Here is a 15,753-nt window from a genome sequence, read left to right on the forward strand (position 1 = left end):
TCGGAAAAGATCCTGGATTCATCATCAGCAGAAGTTGTGGATTCGCTGAACGATAAATAGACTACACAGACATATCGTAAAAAGCCAAGGTTAGCCTTACTTATGAATGAGTAGCCTTGCCTTAATTAAATGACTTTCAGGGATGTTCGAGTAACTCATGCAGAAGTGGTCTTTGCGCAGGACTGTGCGCCGTCGATCGTTCCGCCGGACCGCGTGGCTCGCCGGCGGTCTGGTGCTGGCGGTCCTGCTGTGGAACAACGGAATCCACAACATCGGTTCGATCAACGCCCAAGGTGAGGCCGCATGTCAGCAGCCTCCCGCCCGGTCGACGCCGAATCTGCCCGACGTTCCCGACGTCGACCGGAAAGCTCTGCCCGACCCGACGGAGATCACGGGGCAGACGACTGCGTATACGCAGGCCGGCGAGATTCCGCCGGTCTCCGACACGGCCGCGCACGAAGCGAACCTGCCGGTGACGGTGAAGAGCAATGACGGTCCCGAGCAGACGGTGAAGAAGACCGACCGAATCCTCGCAATGAACCAGAACGGCGGGATCGCCGCCGCGGTGGTCGGTCTCGGACTCGGCTGCAACCTCGTCGGCCGCGACATCGCCACTGACTTCACTCAGCTCGTCCCCGGTGCCGAGCAGCTGCCGCTGATCACTCAAGGCGGACATGAGATCAACGCCGAGGCGGTGCTCGCGCTCTCGCCCGACGTCGTCCTCACCGACACGACCATCGGCCCCTACGACGCGCAGCTGCAGCTGCGCAATGCCGGCATTCCCGTCATCTTCATCTCATCGTCGTATTCCGACGGCGTGCGCTCCGCGGGACCGCAGATCCGGGAGGTCGCGGATGCTCTCGGTGTGCCCGAACTCGGTGACAAGCTCGCCGAACGCACCGTCCGCGAGATCAACGACACGCAGAAAGCCGTCGCGAAGCTCGCTCCCGAGGATCCCGCCGATCGCCCGCGGACGGTCTTCCTTTATCTGCGCGGCAACATCTACTACTGGTTCGGCGTCGGCTCCGGCGCGGATTCGCTCATCCAATCCGTCTCCGCCCGCGATGTCGCCGCCGAGGTCGGATTCGAAGGCATGTCGCCGACGAATTCGGAGGCACTCATCAAGGCAGCCCCCGACGTCATCATCGTCATGACCCTGGGGCTCGCCTCGGTGGGAGGCATCGACAAGGCTCTCGAACTGCCCGGCATCAAACAGACTCCGGCAGGGAAGAATCGACGGCTCGTCGATATGAGCGACTACGAAGTGATGAGCTTCGGCCCGCGTTCGGCGCAGGTGCTCGCGGCTCTCGGTACCGCGATCTACGCGCCCGAGCTCGCCTATCACCCGGACCATCCGCCGAAATCCATCGAGAAGCGTCTGAAAGAGATCAATGAGGAACTGGAAGAGGATGAGGCATGAGTGAGTCCACCGAGATTCGGGACACCTCGCTGCGCCGATCCCGCCGCTTTGACCCGTCGAACCGCCTCGCCCCGACGAGCCGTATCGAAGCCGTCCGGGAGGACGGCGGCCTCGACCTCGGACGCATCCGCGGCCAGCGCACCGCCAGAGCGGGAACCCTGTTCCTCGTCCTCACCATCGCCCTCATCGCCGCATGCGTGCTCTCTGCCGCAATCGGTCAGCTCTTCATCCCGCCGCTCGAGGTCATCGGCTCACTGCTGGGCAAAGTCGGACTCGACTGGCTGCCGGGACCGAGCCACGATTTCGGTGAGGAAGCACTGTGGCAGGTGCGCTTCCCCCGCGTGGTCATGACCGTCCTCGTCGGTGCCGCTCTCGCCGTGGCAGGAGCCATGATGCAGGGCGTTTTCGGCAACCCGCTGGCCGAACCCGGCGTCGTCGGAGTCTCCTCCGGTGCCGCGGTCGGCGCCAGTGCCTCGATCCTCTTCGGCTGGTCCTTCCTCGGTGCCTTCACCACCCCGACCTTCGCCTTCGTCAGCGGTCTGATCACGACCTTCATCGTCTACACGGTCTCCCGCTCGGGAGGGCGGACAGAGGTGATCACGCTCGTGCTCACGGGTGTCGCGGTAAACGCCATCGCCGGAGCCGCGATCGCGTATATCACCTTCGCCGCACCCACCTCGGCGCGGGAACAGATCGTGTTCTGGCAGATGGGCAGCTTCAACGGCAGCCTATGGTCCCAGGTCGGGCTGATCCTCCCGCTCATCGTCTTCGGGATCATCATCGCCCAGACTCTCGCGCCGGGCCTCGACATCCTGTCGCTGGGGGAGAAGAGCGCACGCCACGTCGGAATCAATGTCGAGCGGCTGCGCATCATCGTCATGGCCGTCGTCGCCCTGCTCGTCTCCGCAGCTGTGGCCTTCTGCGGGATCATCGCCTTCGTCGGCCTCGTCGTCCCACATATCATCCGCATGATCATCGGCCCCGGGCACCGGCTCCTGCTGCCGGCCAGCGTGCTCGGCGGGGCCGTGCTGCTCTCGATCGCCGATCTTGCCGCTCGCACCCTCGTCGAGTTCGCCGATCTGCCGATCGGCATGCTCACCTCGCTGGTCGGCGGGCCGTTCTTCTTCTACCTCATCAGACGCAGCCGCAAGGAATCCGGAGGTTGGGCATGAGCATCATCACCGTGGGCAGGTCAGCAGTCCGCCGCCCGGAATTCCCCGTCGCCGGCAAGCCGATCATCTCCGTGCGCGGAGCCGAGGTGAGCTTCGGCGAACGCACCATCCTCGCCGGCATCGACCTCGACATCCGATGCGGGGAGGTCCTCGCCATCGTCGGCCCCAACGGCGCCGGCAAATCGACCCTGGTCAATGTCATCACCGCCGACGTCGAGCTCGGCGCCGGCAAGGTGTTCATCGACGACGAAGTGGAGTACTCCTGGTCGACCCGAGAACTGGCGATGCGCCGAGCGGTCCTCCTCCAGGACATCGGAATGGCATTCCCATTCACCGTCCTCGAGGTCGTCGAAATGGGCCGCTCCCCGTGGGCGGGCATGCGCGAATCCCAGCACGACGACCTCATCGTCGCCGGATCGATGTCGCGGACGGAGACCGTGCAGTTCGCGGCCCGGAAGTTCACCTCCCTGTCCGGAGGCGAGAAGGCCCGGGTCGCGCTGGCCCGGGTGCTTGCGCAGGCGACCCCGGCGCTGCTCCTCGACGAGCCGACCGCACCGATGGACATCCGCCACCAAGAGCTCGTCCTCCAACAGGCGCGCGACTACGCCTCGACCGGAGGCGCCGTGGTCATCATCGTCCACAACCTCGATCTCGCCGGTGCCTACGCCGACCGGATCGCGATGCTCTCCGACGGCTCGATCATCGCCGACGGTCCACCCGCCGAGGTGCTCACCGCCGACCGCATCAGCGACGTCTACGACTATCCCGTATCCATCGTGGCCGACCCCAACACCGGAGCACCGTTGGTCGTGCCCGTGCGCGCCGGCCGAAAGGAAGACTGACCCATGTTGACGACTGCACTCCACCGGACCATCGCCTCGGTGCCGGTGAAGCGGATCCTCGCGCTCATTACGATCTCCGCGCTCTTGGCCGTCGCCGTGGGCGTGACGACGACGATGCTCAATCCGACCCCCGCCGAGGCGGCCCCGAAGGTGTCCGTGTCCGGCACCCCGAAGGCCGACGGCGAGTCGACGCTCAAACTCTCCGGCTCCGGTTTCCAATCCGTCGAAGGCGGATTCGGTGGGATCTACGTCCTTTTCGGCTGGGTCGACGACGCCTCCGGCGGATGGCGGCCGAGCAAGGGCGGAGTGACTGGGTCGAACTACCGCTACGTCTATGACGACGAGACCAAACCGGCCGGATATCAGCTGTTCGTGACCTTTCCCGGATCGAGCACAGCGTATGCCGCCAACGGCGGCGAAGTCGCGGCGAACGGGACCTGGAGCGGAACCATCAAAGTCCCCGGCGAGAAATTCACGACCTATGACCGGTCGCAGAACGAGACCGAAGTCGACTGCGGCGAGGTCCAGTGCGGCATCATCACGATCGGCGCCCACGGTGTCGACAACGCGAACAACGAATCCTTCACGCCCGTCGACTTCTCCGCCTCCGGTGCCGCCGCAGGCAAGGACGCCGAGAAAGACGAGAAGAGCGAGAAGGGTGAGAAGACTGAGAAGTCCGGAGGCGATGAGAAGAGCGAAGAATCAACCGGTGGTTCCGGTGACGATGGAGGCGGAGCGGAAGCGAGCTCCGGCAGCGGCAACTCCGGCGGAGGGGACACCCAGACCGTTGACCCTGCACAGAACCCGAATGTGGCACCGGTGGCCAGCGAACCGCCGATGAGCACATCATGGCTGATCTTCTTCGCCATCCTCGCCGGAGTGCTCGTGCTCGGGTCGATCATCGCGGTCGGTCTCGGGTTCGGCATCGGCGGCTACCTCGCGGTCAAGAGTCTGCTGCTGGGAGTCAGCCCGGCGGCGATGGAGAAGGAACGCGACCGACGCGAGCGGAAACGGATTCGGACCCAGCACAAGCTGGCCAAACGTCGGCTCGTGATGCAGCGGAAGAAGAAACTGCAGCTGGCCAAGCTCGAACGCGGCTCCGAGCGTGCCGTGGCGCACGCGAACCACCAGAGCCTCGGTCCCGGCACCGGGAAACTCCCTCCGCAGGTCATCGCCTTCTTCGAGGACGAGGACCGGAAAGCCGCGGGCAGCCGCGGCGACGAAGGCGTCGGCGCTGCGCCGAGCTTCTACACCGGAGGCGTCATCACAGCCGAGTCCGGAGCCAACAGCACGGGACCCGGGGACGGTGGGGCCGCCTCGGCGGGGGAGACCGACCCGGAGGATCACAAGGACACGCGAGTCCTCACGGCGGTCGCTCCGGACGGCACCGACAACTCTGACCACACGACGACGCACTCATGACACACGAACGGATCGTCCTGCGGGACGAAAACGGACGAGGAACGACGATGCACACTCACACCTCCACCCACAGGGGTCGAATTCTCACACGCACCGCGGCAGGGATCGCTGCCCTGGGGCTGCTCGGTTTCGGGCTCACCGGACCCGCACAGGCGATGACCGCGCCGTACTCGGTGCCGGGAGCCGCCTCGACGACTTCGCCTGAGGACGAAGCGACCGACTCGGGCGAGCAGGACATCGACGACGCGGTCTTCAACTGGTCGGTCAATGACGAATCCACCGGCGGATCCTACTTCGGCGGATGCAACTACCTGGCCGCAGGTGAGGCCGGGGATTCGGGAATGGCACGCATCTGGACGGACAAGGACGCCGGCACTCTGTTCAAGACGAACAAGGATGGGAACTTCACCGACGGCAACGTCTCCATCGTCAAGGAGAACGGAAAGTACTCGACGTTCCAGTCGCGCTGCGAAACCGGGGACGGCGCGCTGGTCAACGGCAAGGTCAACGCCGAGACAGAGAACAACCACACCGGCGATTCGGTGAGGATCACCAACGGCAAGGGAACCGTCGACCCGGAGTCGAACAGTGCCTCGATCCAGTGGAAAGGTTCCTGGACCTTCGCCTACTACGGCGGGATGACCTACTGGACGATCTCAGACCCGAAGCTCGAGGTCGAGAACGGCAAGGGCACCATCACCGGAACGTACTCCGGCTTCGGCGCGGACATGGACGATCTGAGCATCTGGAAGAAGCTCAAGGCTCGTGACGGCACGATCGTCGAACTCCAGAACGGTTCGGTCGACATCTCCGACAAGGGGTTCGAATTCACTCCGGACTTCCTCGGAGTCAAGACGGGCGCGGACGGACGCAATTCTCAGACCCCGAAGTCAGCGGAGAACGAATCCTGGTGGGGAGCGATGCCGCAGGACTGGATCGACTTCAACCTCGAGACCGGCCAGGATTCCTACTGGTACACCACAGCTGGGGCGAAGACCTCGATCCAGCCGCGGAAGACGACCAATGACCTCGAGGTCACCTATTCCCAACCGGTCGACGACCCCGACGACGGCGACCACACTGAGAACCCAGACGACAACCCGAAGGAACCCGGCAAGCCAGGCGATGACGGCAAGGACGATGACGACAAGAAGAGCGCCGGCGACGGGTCCGCGACTCTGTACTGGTCGTTGAACCGGGAAGCCAACGGCGGAGCGTTCTTCGGCGGCTGCAACTTCCTCTCGGCGGGCAAGGCGAAGGACTCCGGCGAGGCGACACTTTGGCCGACTAAGGACGGAGGCGGATTCTACAAGTCGAAGTCTGGGAACGTGACGATCCAGAAGCCGACCGGGTCGACGTTCAAGGAGGCCTCCTGGGACTCCCGGTGCCTCGATGCCGACGGTGAGGCCGTCTCCACATCGCGTAAGGACTCATGGACCCAGTCGCGGGTGGCCATCAAGGACGGCGAAGTCAGCGAAACCGACAGCGGTGTCTCCGTGCAGTGGAAGGGCAGCTTCACCGTCGCCTTCTACGGCGGAATGACCTATTGGTCGGCGACCGACCCGAAATTGGAGGTCGACAGCAGCGGGAAGGGCCGCCTCGTGGCCGACCTCAGCGGCTACGGAGCCGACATGTTCGACTCGTCGAAGTGGGTCACTCTCACACCCGAGTCGATCACGATGGCGAACTTCAAGAACATCGACGTCGACGCACTCCTCGACGACGGCCACATCACGGCCACCCCGGACTACCTCGGCGTGAAGTACGACAACAAGGGCAAGTCCGGCTCGTCCGGCAGCGCGGTCGGCGGCGCCGATGAGAACGCCTCGGCGCAGGCGAAGAAGACCGGTGAGAACAGCGACTACTGGGGTGCCTTCCCGCAGGACTTCATCGACTTCCAGCACAAGACAGGTCAGTACTCCTACTGGTTCACTTCCGACGGAGCGCGGGATCCCTACAAGCCGGCCCAGCCGATGACCATCTCGCTCGGAGACTACGAGCCGGGCGCTGGAGACTACGCTCCAGGTGCAGGCTCCGGCGCGCCCGGTCAGAACGCTGCGGGCGGCGGCGGTCAGCCGGGAACCGGGCAGGCCGGTGCCGGCGGAGCCGGAGCCGGTGCCGGCAGCGGAGCAGGCGCCGGTGCGGGCAAGGGGGCCGACGGCAAGAAGTCGGAGAAGAACGGCGACATCGACGACGAGACAGTCTTCGCCCAGGAGGCCGAGGAAGCTCGAGCCGCCTCCGAGGTGCCCATCCGGGCCTGGATCGTCATGGGCACCGGGTTGGCCGTGGCGATCGTGGCCGGGTTCGGCATCCGGTCGGGAATCCGCCGCCACATCGGCCTCGATCCCTCGGACCTCGTCTGAGAGCGGGAGACCTGGCCGAGCAGGGCTCGGTTCGCGGTGGATCTCACCGTGAACCGAGCCCTGACCGGAATGCTTCGGAGGGTAGTCTGGAGGGTATGACACGTGTGCAATTGGCAGATACCGATCTCTTCGTTCACCCTCTTCAGCTGGGTGGCAACCCCTTCGGCTGGGGCGCGGATCGGGATCAGAGCTTCGCTGTCCTCGACGCTTACGCCGAGGCCGGCGGAAACTTCATCGACACCGCCGATGCGTATTCGGCCTGGGTCGAGGGGAACTCGGGCGGAGAGTCCGAGACGATCATCGGCGAATGGATGAAGGCTCGCGGCAACCGCGACGAGATGGTCATCGCCACCAAGGTCGGCATGCATCCCAAGCGCAAGGGCCTCGACCCGGCGAATATCCGCATCGCCGTCGACGACTCGCTGCGCCGGCTCGGCACCGACCACATCGATGTCTACTATGCCCACAGAGACGATGACGACGTCGATCAGGTCGCCGTCGCCGAGACGTTCGACGCGCTCGTCCGCTCCGGCAAGGTCAGCTACCTCGGGGCATCGAACTTCAGCCTCGAGCGACTGCAGAAAGCCCGGAAGATCTCGACGAAGTTCTCGCTTGCCTGCTACCGAGTCGTCCAGGACCGGTTCAACCTCGTCTCCCGCGCCGCCGTCGATCCGCAGAAGCAGGCGTACCTGCGTTCTGAGGGCATCGCCGAACTGCCGTTCCACTCACTGGCCTCCGGTTTCCTCACCGGCAAGCACACCGGCGGCGACGCCACCGGCAGCGTCCGCGGTGACCGTGTCGCCGATTTCGTCGATGACCAGAAGGCCCTCGGCGCCCTCGAAGTCCTTCACGATGTCGCCGCCGACCACGGAGCGTCGATGACGGCCACGGCCATCGCGTGGCAGCTCACTCACGATTTCATCCCCTCGACGATCGCCTCGGCGCGCGTGCCCGAACAGCTCACCGAGCTGCTCGTCGGAACTGAGATGCAGCTGAGTCCTGATGAGAAGGCGGCCCTCGACGGAGCTTGGGTGGAAGCATGAGTGGGACCAGCCCGCGCCTGGTCACCTGGGAGAACGGCACCGATCTCGTCATCGAGGTGCTCCTCGAGCGTGACGTCGAAACGGTCTGGAACGCACTGACCGATGCTGAGAGTGCACGGGCCTGGTTCGCGCCGTTCCGCCTCGGCGAGGAAACCGGGGCAGATGCGGGGGATGACGCCGACGCACCCGCGTCCCGGCCGATCACGTTCGCGCTCGAGGACATCGATCTGAATGGATCTGTCCTCAGCTGTGAGGACTTCGATCACGTGCTGCTCGAACTCGACGACTTCGGCGTGCTCGGCCTCCGCGTGCTGCCGATCGAGGGGGAGACCGGTCAGGAGACCCTGCTCGTGCTCACCCATACCGCTCCTGATGCCGAGACCGCCCGCGGTCAGGCCGCCGAGGCGGGGCCGATGTGGGACACGCACCTGCGCCTGTTCGCCCGCACCCTCGGCATGGACATCGCCGAGGTGACCGAGCCCGAACTCGTGGCCGTCTACTCCGACCTCGACCTCGAAGCCGCGGAGTCTGCCGACGCTCCGGAGGACGGATCATGAGCGAGCCTCTCGTCCTCGGCATCGAATCCTCGTGCGACGAAACCGGGGTCGGCATCGTCCGCGGCCGCACGCTGCTGACGAACACCGTGTCCTCGTCGATGGACGAGCATGTGCGCTTCGGCGGGGTCGTGCCCGAAGTCGCCTCTCGCGCCCATGTGCAGGCCATCGGCCCGGCCATCGCCTCGGCGTGTGAGACCGCCGAGGTGGAGCTGTCCGATATCGACGCCGTCGCGGTGACCGCCGGACCGGGTCTCTCCGGTGCACTCATGGTCGGGGTCGGCGCGGCCAAAGGACTTGCCGCGGCGCTGGGAAAACCGCTCTACGGAGTGAACCATCTGGCCGCTCACGTGGCCGTCGACCTCGTCGCCGAGGACGTCGACGGATTGACCACTCCCACCATCGCCCTGCTCGTCTCCGGTGGGCACACCGAGATTCTGCGCATCGGCGACCTCGTCGAGGACATCGAACTCCTCGGCGCCACCATCGACGATGCCGCAGGTGAGGCCTTCGACAAGACCGCGCGCCTGCTGGGGCTTAACTATCCCGGCGGACCGAACATCTCGAAGGCTGCTCTCGGCCTGCTCGACGGCACCGGGATCCCCGGTGACCGGAAGGCAGTGAAGTTCCCGCGCGGACTGGCGAAGAAACAGGACCTTCGGGACCCCGAACGCCGGTATAACTTCTCGTTCTCCGGGCTCAAAACCGCTGCACTGCGCGAGGTGACGAAAGCGGAGACTCTGGGTGCGGACCTGCGTGTGGCCGATATCGCCGCCGGGTTCGAAGATGCTGTCGTCGACGTGCTTGTGACCAAGACTCTGCTCGCTGCGGCCGATACCGGAATCAATCATGTCGTGCTCGGTGGGGGAGTGGCCGCGAACTCGCACCTGCGTGAAGTGCTCGCTGACCGCTGCGCCGAGGCGGGCGTGACTCTGCGGGTGCCGCCGTTGAAACTGTGCACGGATAACGGAGCCATGGTCGCGGCTCTCGGTGCGGAGCTCGTCTCCCGCGGAATCGGACCGAGTGACCTGTCCTTCGCCGCCGTCTCCTCTTTGGATGTCGATCATGTCCTCGTCTGAGAACGACCCGAACAGCGCCGCCGAACGCAACGCACAGGCGGCGAAGTCAACGAGTCTGCCTGCCGGTCGGCCGCCTCGGCGATCGGGTGACGGGTGGACGTATGGGTCCGATGGGAAGAAGCATTGGGGTCTCAACGGGGCCGCGGGGCTCATGCTCGTCGATCCCGAGCGCGGGGTGCTCATGCAGCACCGGGCGCTGTGGTCGGTCGAAGGTGGGACTTGGGGATTCCCCGGCGGCGCCCGCGATATGGGCGAGTCGGCGGTCGAGGCCGCGGTCCGGGAGTCCTGGGAAGAGGCCGGGGTGCCTGACCAGGATGGATCGGGCATCGAGATCCTCGAGACGCACATCCTCGACCTGGACACCTGGTCGTACACGACGGTGATCGCGAAGACCCTGCGCCGCTTCGACGCTGTCATCAATGACCCCGAGAGCATCCAGCTGTCGTGGGTGCCGCTGGACGAGCTCAACGACTACGAACTGCACCCGGGAGTCGCCTCCGCGCTGCCGACGCTCTTGGAGCTGCTCCGACCCCATCTGTGAGCTCGGCTCGCTCGCCGTTGGGGCTGTGCCTGCGGGCCCACGTGTCTCCTGTGGGTGGATCCGTCTTGAAATCTCCTTGCGAATCGTGGTGGATCCACCCCTAGGACGCATGAGGGGCTGATGCGGCCGCGGGTGGGCGCAATCGAACCCGGAAGAGCCGCCTCAGCTGTAGGAGTTGCGGAGGTCGCCGATGAGCGAGCGGGTCACCTCGGTGAGCGAGCCCGTGGTCCCGAAGACCTTCTGCAGGCGCTGGTAGGGCACGCCTCGTTCGATGATCGAGGTGATCGAGTGCAGCTCGTCGACACAGCCGAGGCGTTCGGCGACGGGCGAGAGGCGCTCGATCTCGTCGGCCAGGCACTCGGTGACGAGACGCTCGTCGGCTGCGGCGTTCTCGATGATGATCGCGTCCATGCCGTAGCGGGCGGCGCGCCATTTGTTCTCGTTGTGGAACCAATCGGGCATCGTCGGCAGGGTCTCACCGGCGTCGAGGCGCTCGGACATGTCATCGACGAGGCACTGGATGAACGCGGTGACCGCGAGGATCTCCTCGAGGGTCGGCAGTCCGTCGCAGACGCGGACCTCGACGGTGCCCCAGTGCGGGGCCGGCCGGATGTCCCAGCGGATCTCGTTGATGTTGTCGATGATCCCGGTGGTGAGCATATCGTCGACGTACTTCTCGTAGTCCGCCCACTGATCGAACTGGAACGGCAGACCGGCCGTGGGCAGCTGCTGGAACATCATCGCCCGGTTCGAGGCATAGCCGGTGTCAGTGCCGCCCCAGAACGGAGACGACGCGGACAGTGCCTGCAGGTGCGGGACATAGGCGAGCAGTGCGTTGACGATCGGCAGCACCTTGTCGCGCGAGTCGATGCCGACGTGGACATGGACGCCGAAGATCAGCATGTTCCGACCCCACCACTGGGTGCGATCGACGAGTTCGAGATAGCGGTCTTTCGCGCGGACCTCCTGCGACTGCCACTGCGCGAACGGGTGGGTGCCCGCCGACATGAGCTCGACACCGCGTGCCTCGGTCAGCTTCCGCAGCGCCCCGATCGAGGTGGCCAGATCCTCGGCGACGGTCGACACCTGGTTGTGCACGCCGGTGACGAGCTCGATGGTGTTCGTCAGCATCTCTCCGACGATGTGCTTCTCGTACTCGGGCGCATGCTCGGCCACATCGGCCAACAGAGTCTCGGCAGCCGGGGTCAGATCCAGGCTGCGAGAATCCAGCAGAGCCAGTTCCCACTCGACACCGAGGGTGGAGCGGGGAGAGCGTGCGAAATCGACCATGATCCGATCATAATCGCGCACGCCCGATTCCCCTGACTCAGCGGCGACTTTCGAGCTGTGTGATGCCCCGCATTCCCCCGCCGAGGCGGCGCCGCCGTCCCGCGGTGCGCTCGCCTCCGTCGGCGCGCCGGTCACGAGGTCCGCCGGTCACGCGGCCCGGCGTGTGTCCTCGGCCAATCGGCTGCCCGAATCGGTGTCGAAGAGGTGCAGGCGCGCGGTATCGGGAGCGACGCGCACGGTGTCCCCGCGGCGGATCGTCGACCGACCGGCGACGCGAGCCACCACTGTCTTCTCGCCCGAGGCCAGGACCGCTCGACCGTGGACGTAGGCATCGGCGCCGAGCTCCTCGACGAGATCGACGGTGACCTCGAGGCCTTGCGTCTCGGTGATCTGCAGATCCTCCGGACGGATGCCGACGGTGATTGTCTCACCGGTGACCTGGTCACGCTGCTGTGCAGTCAGGGACAGTTCGACACCGCCGAGGCGCAGCGACGTGCCCTCGACCGGCACGTCGACGAGGTTCATCGCCGGCGAGCCCATGAAGCCCGCGACGAAGAGGTTCGCCGGACGGTCGTAGAGATTCGCCGGAGTGTCGACCTGCTGCAGCCGGCCATCGGCGAGGACCGCGACCCGGTCGCCCATCGTCATCGCCTCCACCTGATCGTGGGTGACGTAGACGGTGGTGACGCCGAGGCGGCGAGTCAGCGATGCGATTTGCGCGCGGGTCTGCACCCGCAGCTTCGCATCGAGGTTCGACAGCGGCTCGTCCATGAGGAAGACCTGCGGGGACCGGACGATGGCACGCCCCATCGCCACTCGCTGTCGCTGCCCACCGGACAGCGCCTTCGGCTTGCGGTCGAGGTACGGTTCCAGGTCGAGCAGCCGGGCGGCTTCCTCGACGCGCTGATCGCGTTCCTGCTTGGCGACTCCCGCGATCTTCAGTGCAAAGGCCATGTTCTCGCGCACGCTCATATGCGGGTAGAGCGCATAGTTCTGGAACACCATCGCAATATCGCGTTCCCTGGGGGAGAGGTCTGTGACATCGTGGTCGCCGATGCGGATGTGCCCGGAATCGACGGGTTCGAGCCCTGCGAGCATGCGCAGGGTCGTCGACTTCCCGCAGCCCGAGGGGCCGACGAGGACGAGGAACTCCCCGTCGGCGATGTCGAGGCTGACCTCGTCGACGGAGGGTTTGAGTGCCTCGGGGTATTGACGAAGTGCTTTGTCGAAGGTGACTGTGGCCATTGTTCTCAACCTTTCACGGATGCGCGCGCACCCGAAGATCCACGGTGATCGGTCAGTGATTGATCGGACGATGAGCATTCGGACATAGAGGGTTCTGACGAAGTCGGTTCCGGCGTTGTGTGGCCCGGCGAGACGAGACTGGCCGTCTGCTGTGCAGCCGTCTGCGCTGCACAGGACCGGTACTGCTGCCGCACCCGCGATGGACGCGGATGCAGGGTGGCGACGAGCTCGACTGTCCAGTCCGGCAGGGTCCCCGAGAGTGTCCACGCCGCCTGCCGAGCCGCCCCGATGGCGACGTATTCGGCCTGTTCGGGCACGTCGATGGGCACGGTGAAGATATCGCGGGCGACCTCCCGGACGGCAGGATTGCGTGCCGCCCCGCCGATGAGCAGCAGCCGTCCGGCCTCCAGACCCTGCGCCTGCACCGCGTCGAGCCCGTCCGCCAGACCGCACAGCATTCCTTCGACGAAGGCGCGGGCGACGTTCTGCGCCGAGGAGTTCGCCAGGGTCATCCCCTCGAGCCGAGCGGTGGCATCGGGCAGGTTCGGGGTGCGCTCGCCCTCGAAATACGGGACGAGCGTGAGCCCGTCCGCTCCCGGCCGGGACGCCAGCGCCAGGGCCGCGAGTTCGTCGTGGCTGACCCGCAGCAGCTTCGCCGCCGAATCGAGGACACGGGCGGCATTGAGCGTGGCGACCAGCGGCAGGCGCCCGCCGTCGGCAGAGGCGAAACCGGCGACCGTGCCGGACGAATCGGCGATGGGCAGGTCGGTGGTGCCGAAGACCGTACCGGACGTTCCGATCGAGATGACGAGATCCCCCGAGGTGACCCCGAGTCCCAGCGCCGCGGCGGCATTGTCCCCGGCCCCGGGGCCCACGACGATTCCGTCCGGGCTGTGCCCGGCCGCCTCGTCGGGGGCGAGGACGCGGGGAAGGATGATCGCCGAGGCGGCTTGCCCGTTCCCGCCCACGTTCGGTGAATCCGCCTCCACGTCCGTATCCGCGGCGCACGGCAAGCCCGCTGCCTCACGGGCGGACGCACCGAAGGCGATGCGGAAGAGATCGAGATCGTAGCGAGAAGCGGAGGGGTCGAAGTAGGCGGTGCCGCTGGCGTCGGACGCGTCGGTGACCAAGGCCTCGAGCACGGGACCGCGGACGGATGCGTCGGTGGGGCCGTATCCGAGGAAGCGCCAGCTCAGCCAGTCGTGCGGCAGGGCGACGGCGGCGACCCGGTCGGCATTGTCCGGTTCGGCCTCGCGCAGCCACCGCAGTTTGGCGGCGGTGAAGGAGGCGACGGGCAGGACCCCGGTGCGCGCGACATAGTCGGCGGCTCCGACCTCGGCGATGAGGTCTCTGGCCGCGGCCTTGCTGCGCAGATCGTTCCACAGCAGGGCATCGCGGATGACCCGGCCCTCGGCGTCGAGGGCGACGAGTCCATGCTGCTGACCGCTGATGCTCAGACCCGCGACATCGTCGAGTCCGCCGGCTGCCGCGATCGCCTCCTGCAGAGCCGTCCACCACGCTTCGGGGTCGACCTCGGTGCCGGGAGGGTGCGGGGCCGAACCGGTGCGGATGATGTCACCGGAGTTCGGATCGGCGATGACGACCTTGCAGCTCTGGGTCGAGGAGTCGACACCGGCGACGAACCTGCGATTCGCACTCATCGGAACTCCTCCTCGGCTGGAGCAGCACCGGGGGCGGCCGCCTCGGCGAGGATCTCATCGGCCAACGCACGGTCGATGATCGCGATATCGAGGATCCCGGCGGCACAGGCGGCACGGACTGCGCGGGCGCGCTCGGCTCCACGGGCGACTCCCACGGTCGTCGCAGCCCGGCGGAGCTGATCGAGGGTGACGGCGATGACGCGGTCGTCGATCGTGGTGACATCGGATCCGTCGGCGGCGAAGAGACGTCCGGACACCTCGGCGATGGCACCGTCGTCGATGCCCGCCTGACGCTGGGCGGGGGAGCACTTCTCCCACACCGAGGACAGGCCCTCGGCCCAGGAAGCCACGGAGACCACGGCAAGATCGAGGTCATCGGCGGCGGCCAGGGTCCCGGAGATCTCGGGCAGTGCCCGCAGGTCAGCAGCGGTTCCCGCCTCGGTGACGAGCAGCGGGGCGGGCAGACGGACCATGCTCACCGCCGGATCCTGGCCCAGCCGGGTGAAGATCTCCGAGCTGGGACGATGCGATTCCAGGCGCAGCGCACCGGCGAGCTGGACGATCGTGCAGCGGGGCAGGGCCGGAGTGAACGCGGCCGCGGAATCCAAGGTGCGCGACCAAGACAGGCCGATGCGCATCCCCGCATGGGCGTGGCGGCCGACCAGCGACAGCGCGGCCCGACCCATCTGCTGGGAGGCCTGGGTCTCGTCGGGGATGTCGACGATGACGACCGAGTCGAGGCCGAGCGCTGCGGCGACCTGCTCGGCCAGACCGTCGGCTTCACCGGCGTCGGCTTCGATGGTGATGGTCACGACTCCGGTGTCGACGGCCTCTTGGAGGAGGCGGGCGACCTGGAACCGGCTGAGTCCGTTCGCCTTGCCGATCTCGACCTTGGACCGCCCCTCGAGGTAGTGATCGCGGGCCAGCTGCGCGAGGAAGCGGCGGTGGCGGGCGGTGGGCACCGTGGACATGGTCCTCCCTTCGGCGTCGACGACTCTGTGTTCGCTCATATGTGAAGTGTTGCACATCTGATTGGTTCGTGACACAGTATTGCACATATGAGCACGGATGCTCATATGATTTTCTCGCAGCGAACCGACGGCGGGCTGCGATCCCGCAAG

Annotated in this window: 13 protein-coding genes; 9 read left to right on the forward strand and 4 right to left on the reverse strand. The window is 66.3% G+C overall.

The window, feature by feature from the left end:
• The first annotated feature begins 157 nt into the window (after positions 1-157).
• The 9 genes from KTJ89_RS10510 to KTJ89_RS10550 all read left to right on the forward strand — a co-directional run bounded on the left by KTJ89_RS10510 (position 158) and on the right by KTJ89_RS10550 (position 10,436).
• The gene (locus KTJ89_RS10510; RefSeq protein ID WP_259357688.1) at positions 158-1,420 is read left to right on the forward strand and encodes a heme/hemin ABC transporter substrate-binding protein; all 1,263 of its coding nucleotides are present in this window, start codon (positions 158-160) and stop codon (positions 1,418-1,420) included.
• Complete coding sequence (locus KTJ89_RS10515) at positions 1,417-2,592, forward strand: FecCD family ABC transporter permease (RefSeq protein WP_259357689.1); 1,176 nt, start codon at positions 1,417-1,419, stop codon at positions 2,590-2,592. Before KTJ89_RS10510 ends, KTJ89_RS10515 begins: the two co-directional genes overlap by 4 nt.
• Positions 2,589-3,434, forward strand: a complete 846-nt coding sequence (locus KTJ89_RS10520; RefSeq protein ID WP_259357690.1) for a heme ABC transporter ATP-binding protein — start codon at positions 2,589-2,591, stop codon at positions 3,432-3,434. Before KTJ89_RS10515 ends, KTJ89_RS10520 begins: the two co-directional genes overlap by 4 nt.
• Before the next feature lie 3 nt (positions 3,435-3,437).
• Positions 3,438-4,856 (forward strand): hypothetical protein, encoded by a 1,419-nt coding sequence (locus tag KTJ89_RS10525; RefSeq protein WP_259357691.1) that lies wholly within the window; start codon positions 3,438-3,440, stop codon positions 4,854-4,856.
• Between the two features lie 47 nt (positions 4,857-4,903).
• The gene (locus KTJ89_RS10530) at positions 4,904-7,219 is read left to right on the forward strand and encodes an HtaA domain-containing protein (RefSeq protein WP_259357692.1); all 2,316 of its coding nucleotides are present in this window, start codon (positions 4,904-4,906) and stop codon (positions 7,217-7,219) included.
• A gap of 95 nt (positions 7,220-7,314) precedes the next feature.
• On the forward strand, positions 7,315-8,262 hold the full coding sequence (locus tag KTJ89_RS10535) for an aldo/keto reductase (protein ID WP_259357693.1): 948 nt from the start codon (positions 7,315-7,317) through the stop codon (positions 8,260-8,262).
• On the forward strand, positions 8,259-8,819 hold the full coding sequence (locus KTJ89_RS10540) for an SRPBCC family protein (protein ID WP_259357694.1): 561 nt from the start codon (positions 8,259-8,261) through the stop codon (positions 8,817-8,819). The genes KTJ89_RS10535 and KTJ89_RS10540 overlap by 4 nt, the downstream gene beginning before the upstream one ends.
• A complete protein-coding gene (gene tsaD / locus KTJ89_RS10545) occupies positions 8,816-9,895 on the forward strand; it encodes a tRNA (adenosine(37)-N6)-threonylcarbamoyltransferase complex transferase subunit TsaD (protein WP_259357695.1) in 1,080 nt (359 codons plus the stop codon). The genes KTJ89_RS10540 and tsaD overlap by 4 nt, the downstream gene beginning before the upstream one ends.
• The gene (locus KTJ89_RS10550; RefSeq protein ID WP_259357696.1) at positions 9,873-10,436 is read left to right on the forward strand and encodes an NUDIX domain-containing protein; all 564 of its coding nucleotides are present in this window, start codon (positions 9,873-9,875) and stop codon (positions 10,434-10,436) included. The genes tsaD and KTJ89_RS10550 overlap by 23 nt, the downstream gene beginning before the upstream one ends.
• 162 nt (positions 10,437-10,598) lie before the next feature.
• Here KTJ89_RS10550 and KTJ89_RS10555 read toward each other — a convergent pair whose 3' ends face one another.
• The 4 genes from KTJ89_RS10555 to KTJ89_RS10570 form a co-directional block, all read right to left on the reverse strand.
• Positions 10,599-11,726: a glutamate--cysteine ligase gene (locus KTJ89_RS10555; protein WP_259357697.1), complete on the reverse strand. Its 1,128-nt coding sequence runs from the start codon at positions 11,724-11,726 to the stop codon at positions 10,599-10,601.
• Between the two features lie 147 nt (positions 11,727-11,873).
• Positions 11,874-12,971 (reverse strand): ABC transporter ATP-binding protein, encoded by a 1,098-nt coding sequence (locus KTJ89_RS10560; RefSeq protein ID WP_259357698.1) that lies wholly within the window; start codon positions 12,969-12,971, stop codon positions 11,874-11,876.
• 5 nt (positions 12,972-12,976) lie between these two features.
• Positions 12,977-14,632 carry a xylulokinase gene (locus KTJ89_RS10565; RefSeq protein WP_259357699.1) on the reverse strand — a complete coding sequence of 552 codons (1,656 nt, stop codon included), beginning with the start codon at positions 14,630-14,632 and terminating at the stop codon, positions 12,977-12,979.
• A complete protein-coding gene (locus tag KTJ89_RS10570; RefSeq protein ID WP_259357700.1) occupies positions 14,629-15,642 on the reverse strand; it encodes a sugar-binding domain-containing protein in 1,014 nt (337 codons plus the stop codon). The genes KTJ89_RS10565 and KTJ89_RS10570 overlap by 4 nt, the downstream gene beginning before the upstream one ends.
• Between the last annotated feature and the right edge of the window lie 111 nt (positions 15,643-15,753).

The sequence above is a fragment of the Brevibacterium sediminis genome, assembly GCF_024895295.1.
Lineage (GTDB): Bacteria > Actinomycetota > Actinomycetes > Actinomycetales > Brevibacteriaceae > Brevibacterium > Brevibacterium sediminis.

Coding starts and splice junctions, on each gene's coding strand:
- KTJ89_RS10510 (WP_259357688.1), top strand. CDS start 158: ATGCAGAAGTGGTCTTTGCGCAGGACTGTGCGCCGTCGATCGTTCCGC.
- KTJ89_RS10515 (WP_259357689.1), top strand. CDS start 1,417: ATGAGTGAGTCCACCGAGATTCGGGACACCTCGCTGCGCCGATCCCGC.
- KTJ89_RS10565 (WP_259357699.1), bottom strand. CDS start 14,632: ATGAGTGCGAATCGCAGGTTCGTCGCCGGTGTCGACTCCTCGACCCAG.
- KTJ89_RS10520 (WP_259357690.1), top strand. CDS start 2,589: ATGAGCATCATCACCGTGGGCAGGTCAGCAGTCCGCCGCCCGGAATTC.
- KTJ89_RS10550 (WP_259357696.1), top strand. CDS start 9,873: ATGTCGATCATGTCCTCGTCTGAGAACGACCCGAACAGCGCCGCCGAA.
- KTJ89_RS10525 (WP_259357691.1), top strand. CDS start 3,438: ATGTTGACGACTGCACTCCACCGGACCATCGCCTCGGTGCCGGTGAAG.
- KTJ89_RS10570 (WP_259357700.1), bottom strand. CDS start 15,642: ATGAGCGAACACAGAGTCGTCGACGCCGAAGGGAGGACCATGTCCACG.
- tsaD (WP_259357695.1), top strand. CDS start 8,816: ATGAGCGAGCCTCTCGTCCTCGGCATCGAATCCTCGTGCGACGAAACC.
- KTJ89_RS10560 (WP_259357698.1), bottom strand. CDS start 12,971: ATGGCCACAGTCACCTTCGACAAAGCACTTCGTCAATACCCCGAGGCA.
- KTJ89_RS10540 (WP_259357694.1), top strand. CDS start 8,259: ATGAGTGGGACCAGCCCGCGCCTGGTCACCTGGGAGAACGGCACCGAT.
- KTJ89_RS10555 (WP_259357697.1), bottom strand. CDS start 11,726: ATGGTCGATTTCGCACGCTCTCCCCGCTCCACCCTCGGTGTCGAGTGG.
- KTJ89_RS10535 (WP_259357693.1), top strand. CDS start 7,315: ATGACACGTGTGCAATTGGCAGATACCGATCTCTTCGTTCACCCTCTT.
- KTJ89_RS10530 (WP_259357692.1), top strand. CDS start 4,904: ATGCACACTCACACCTCCACCCACAGGGGTCGAATTCTCACACGCACC.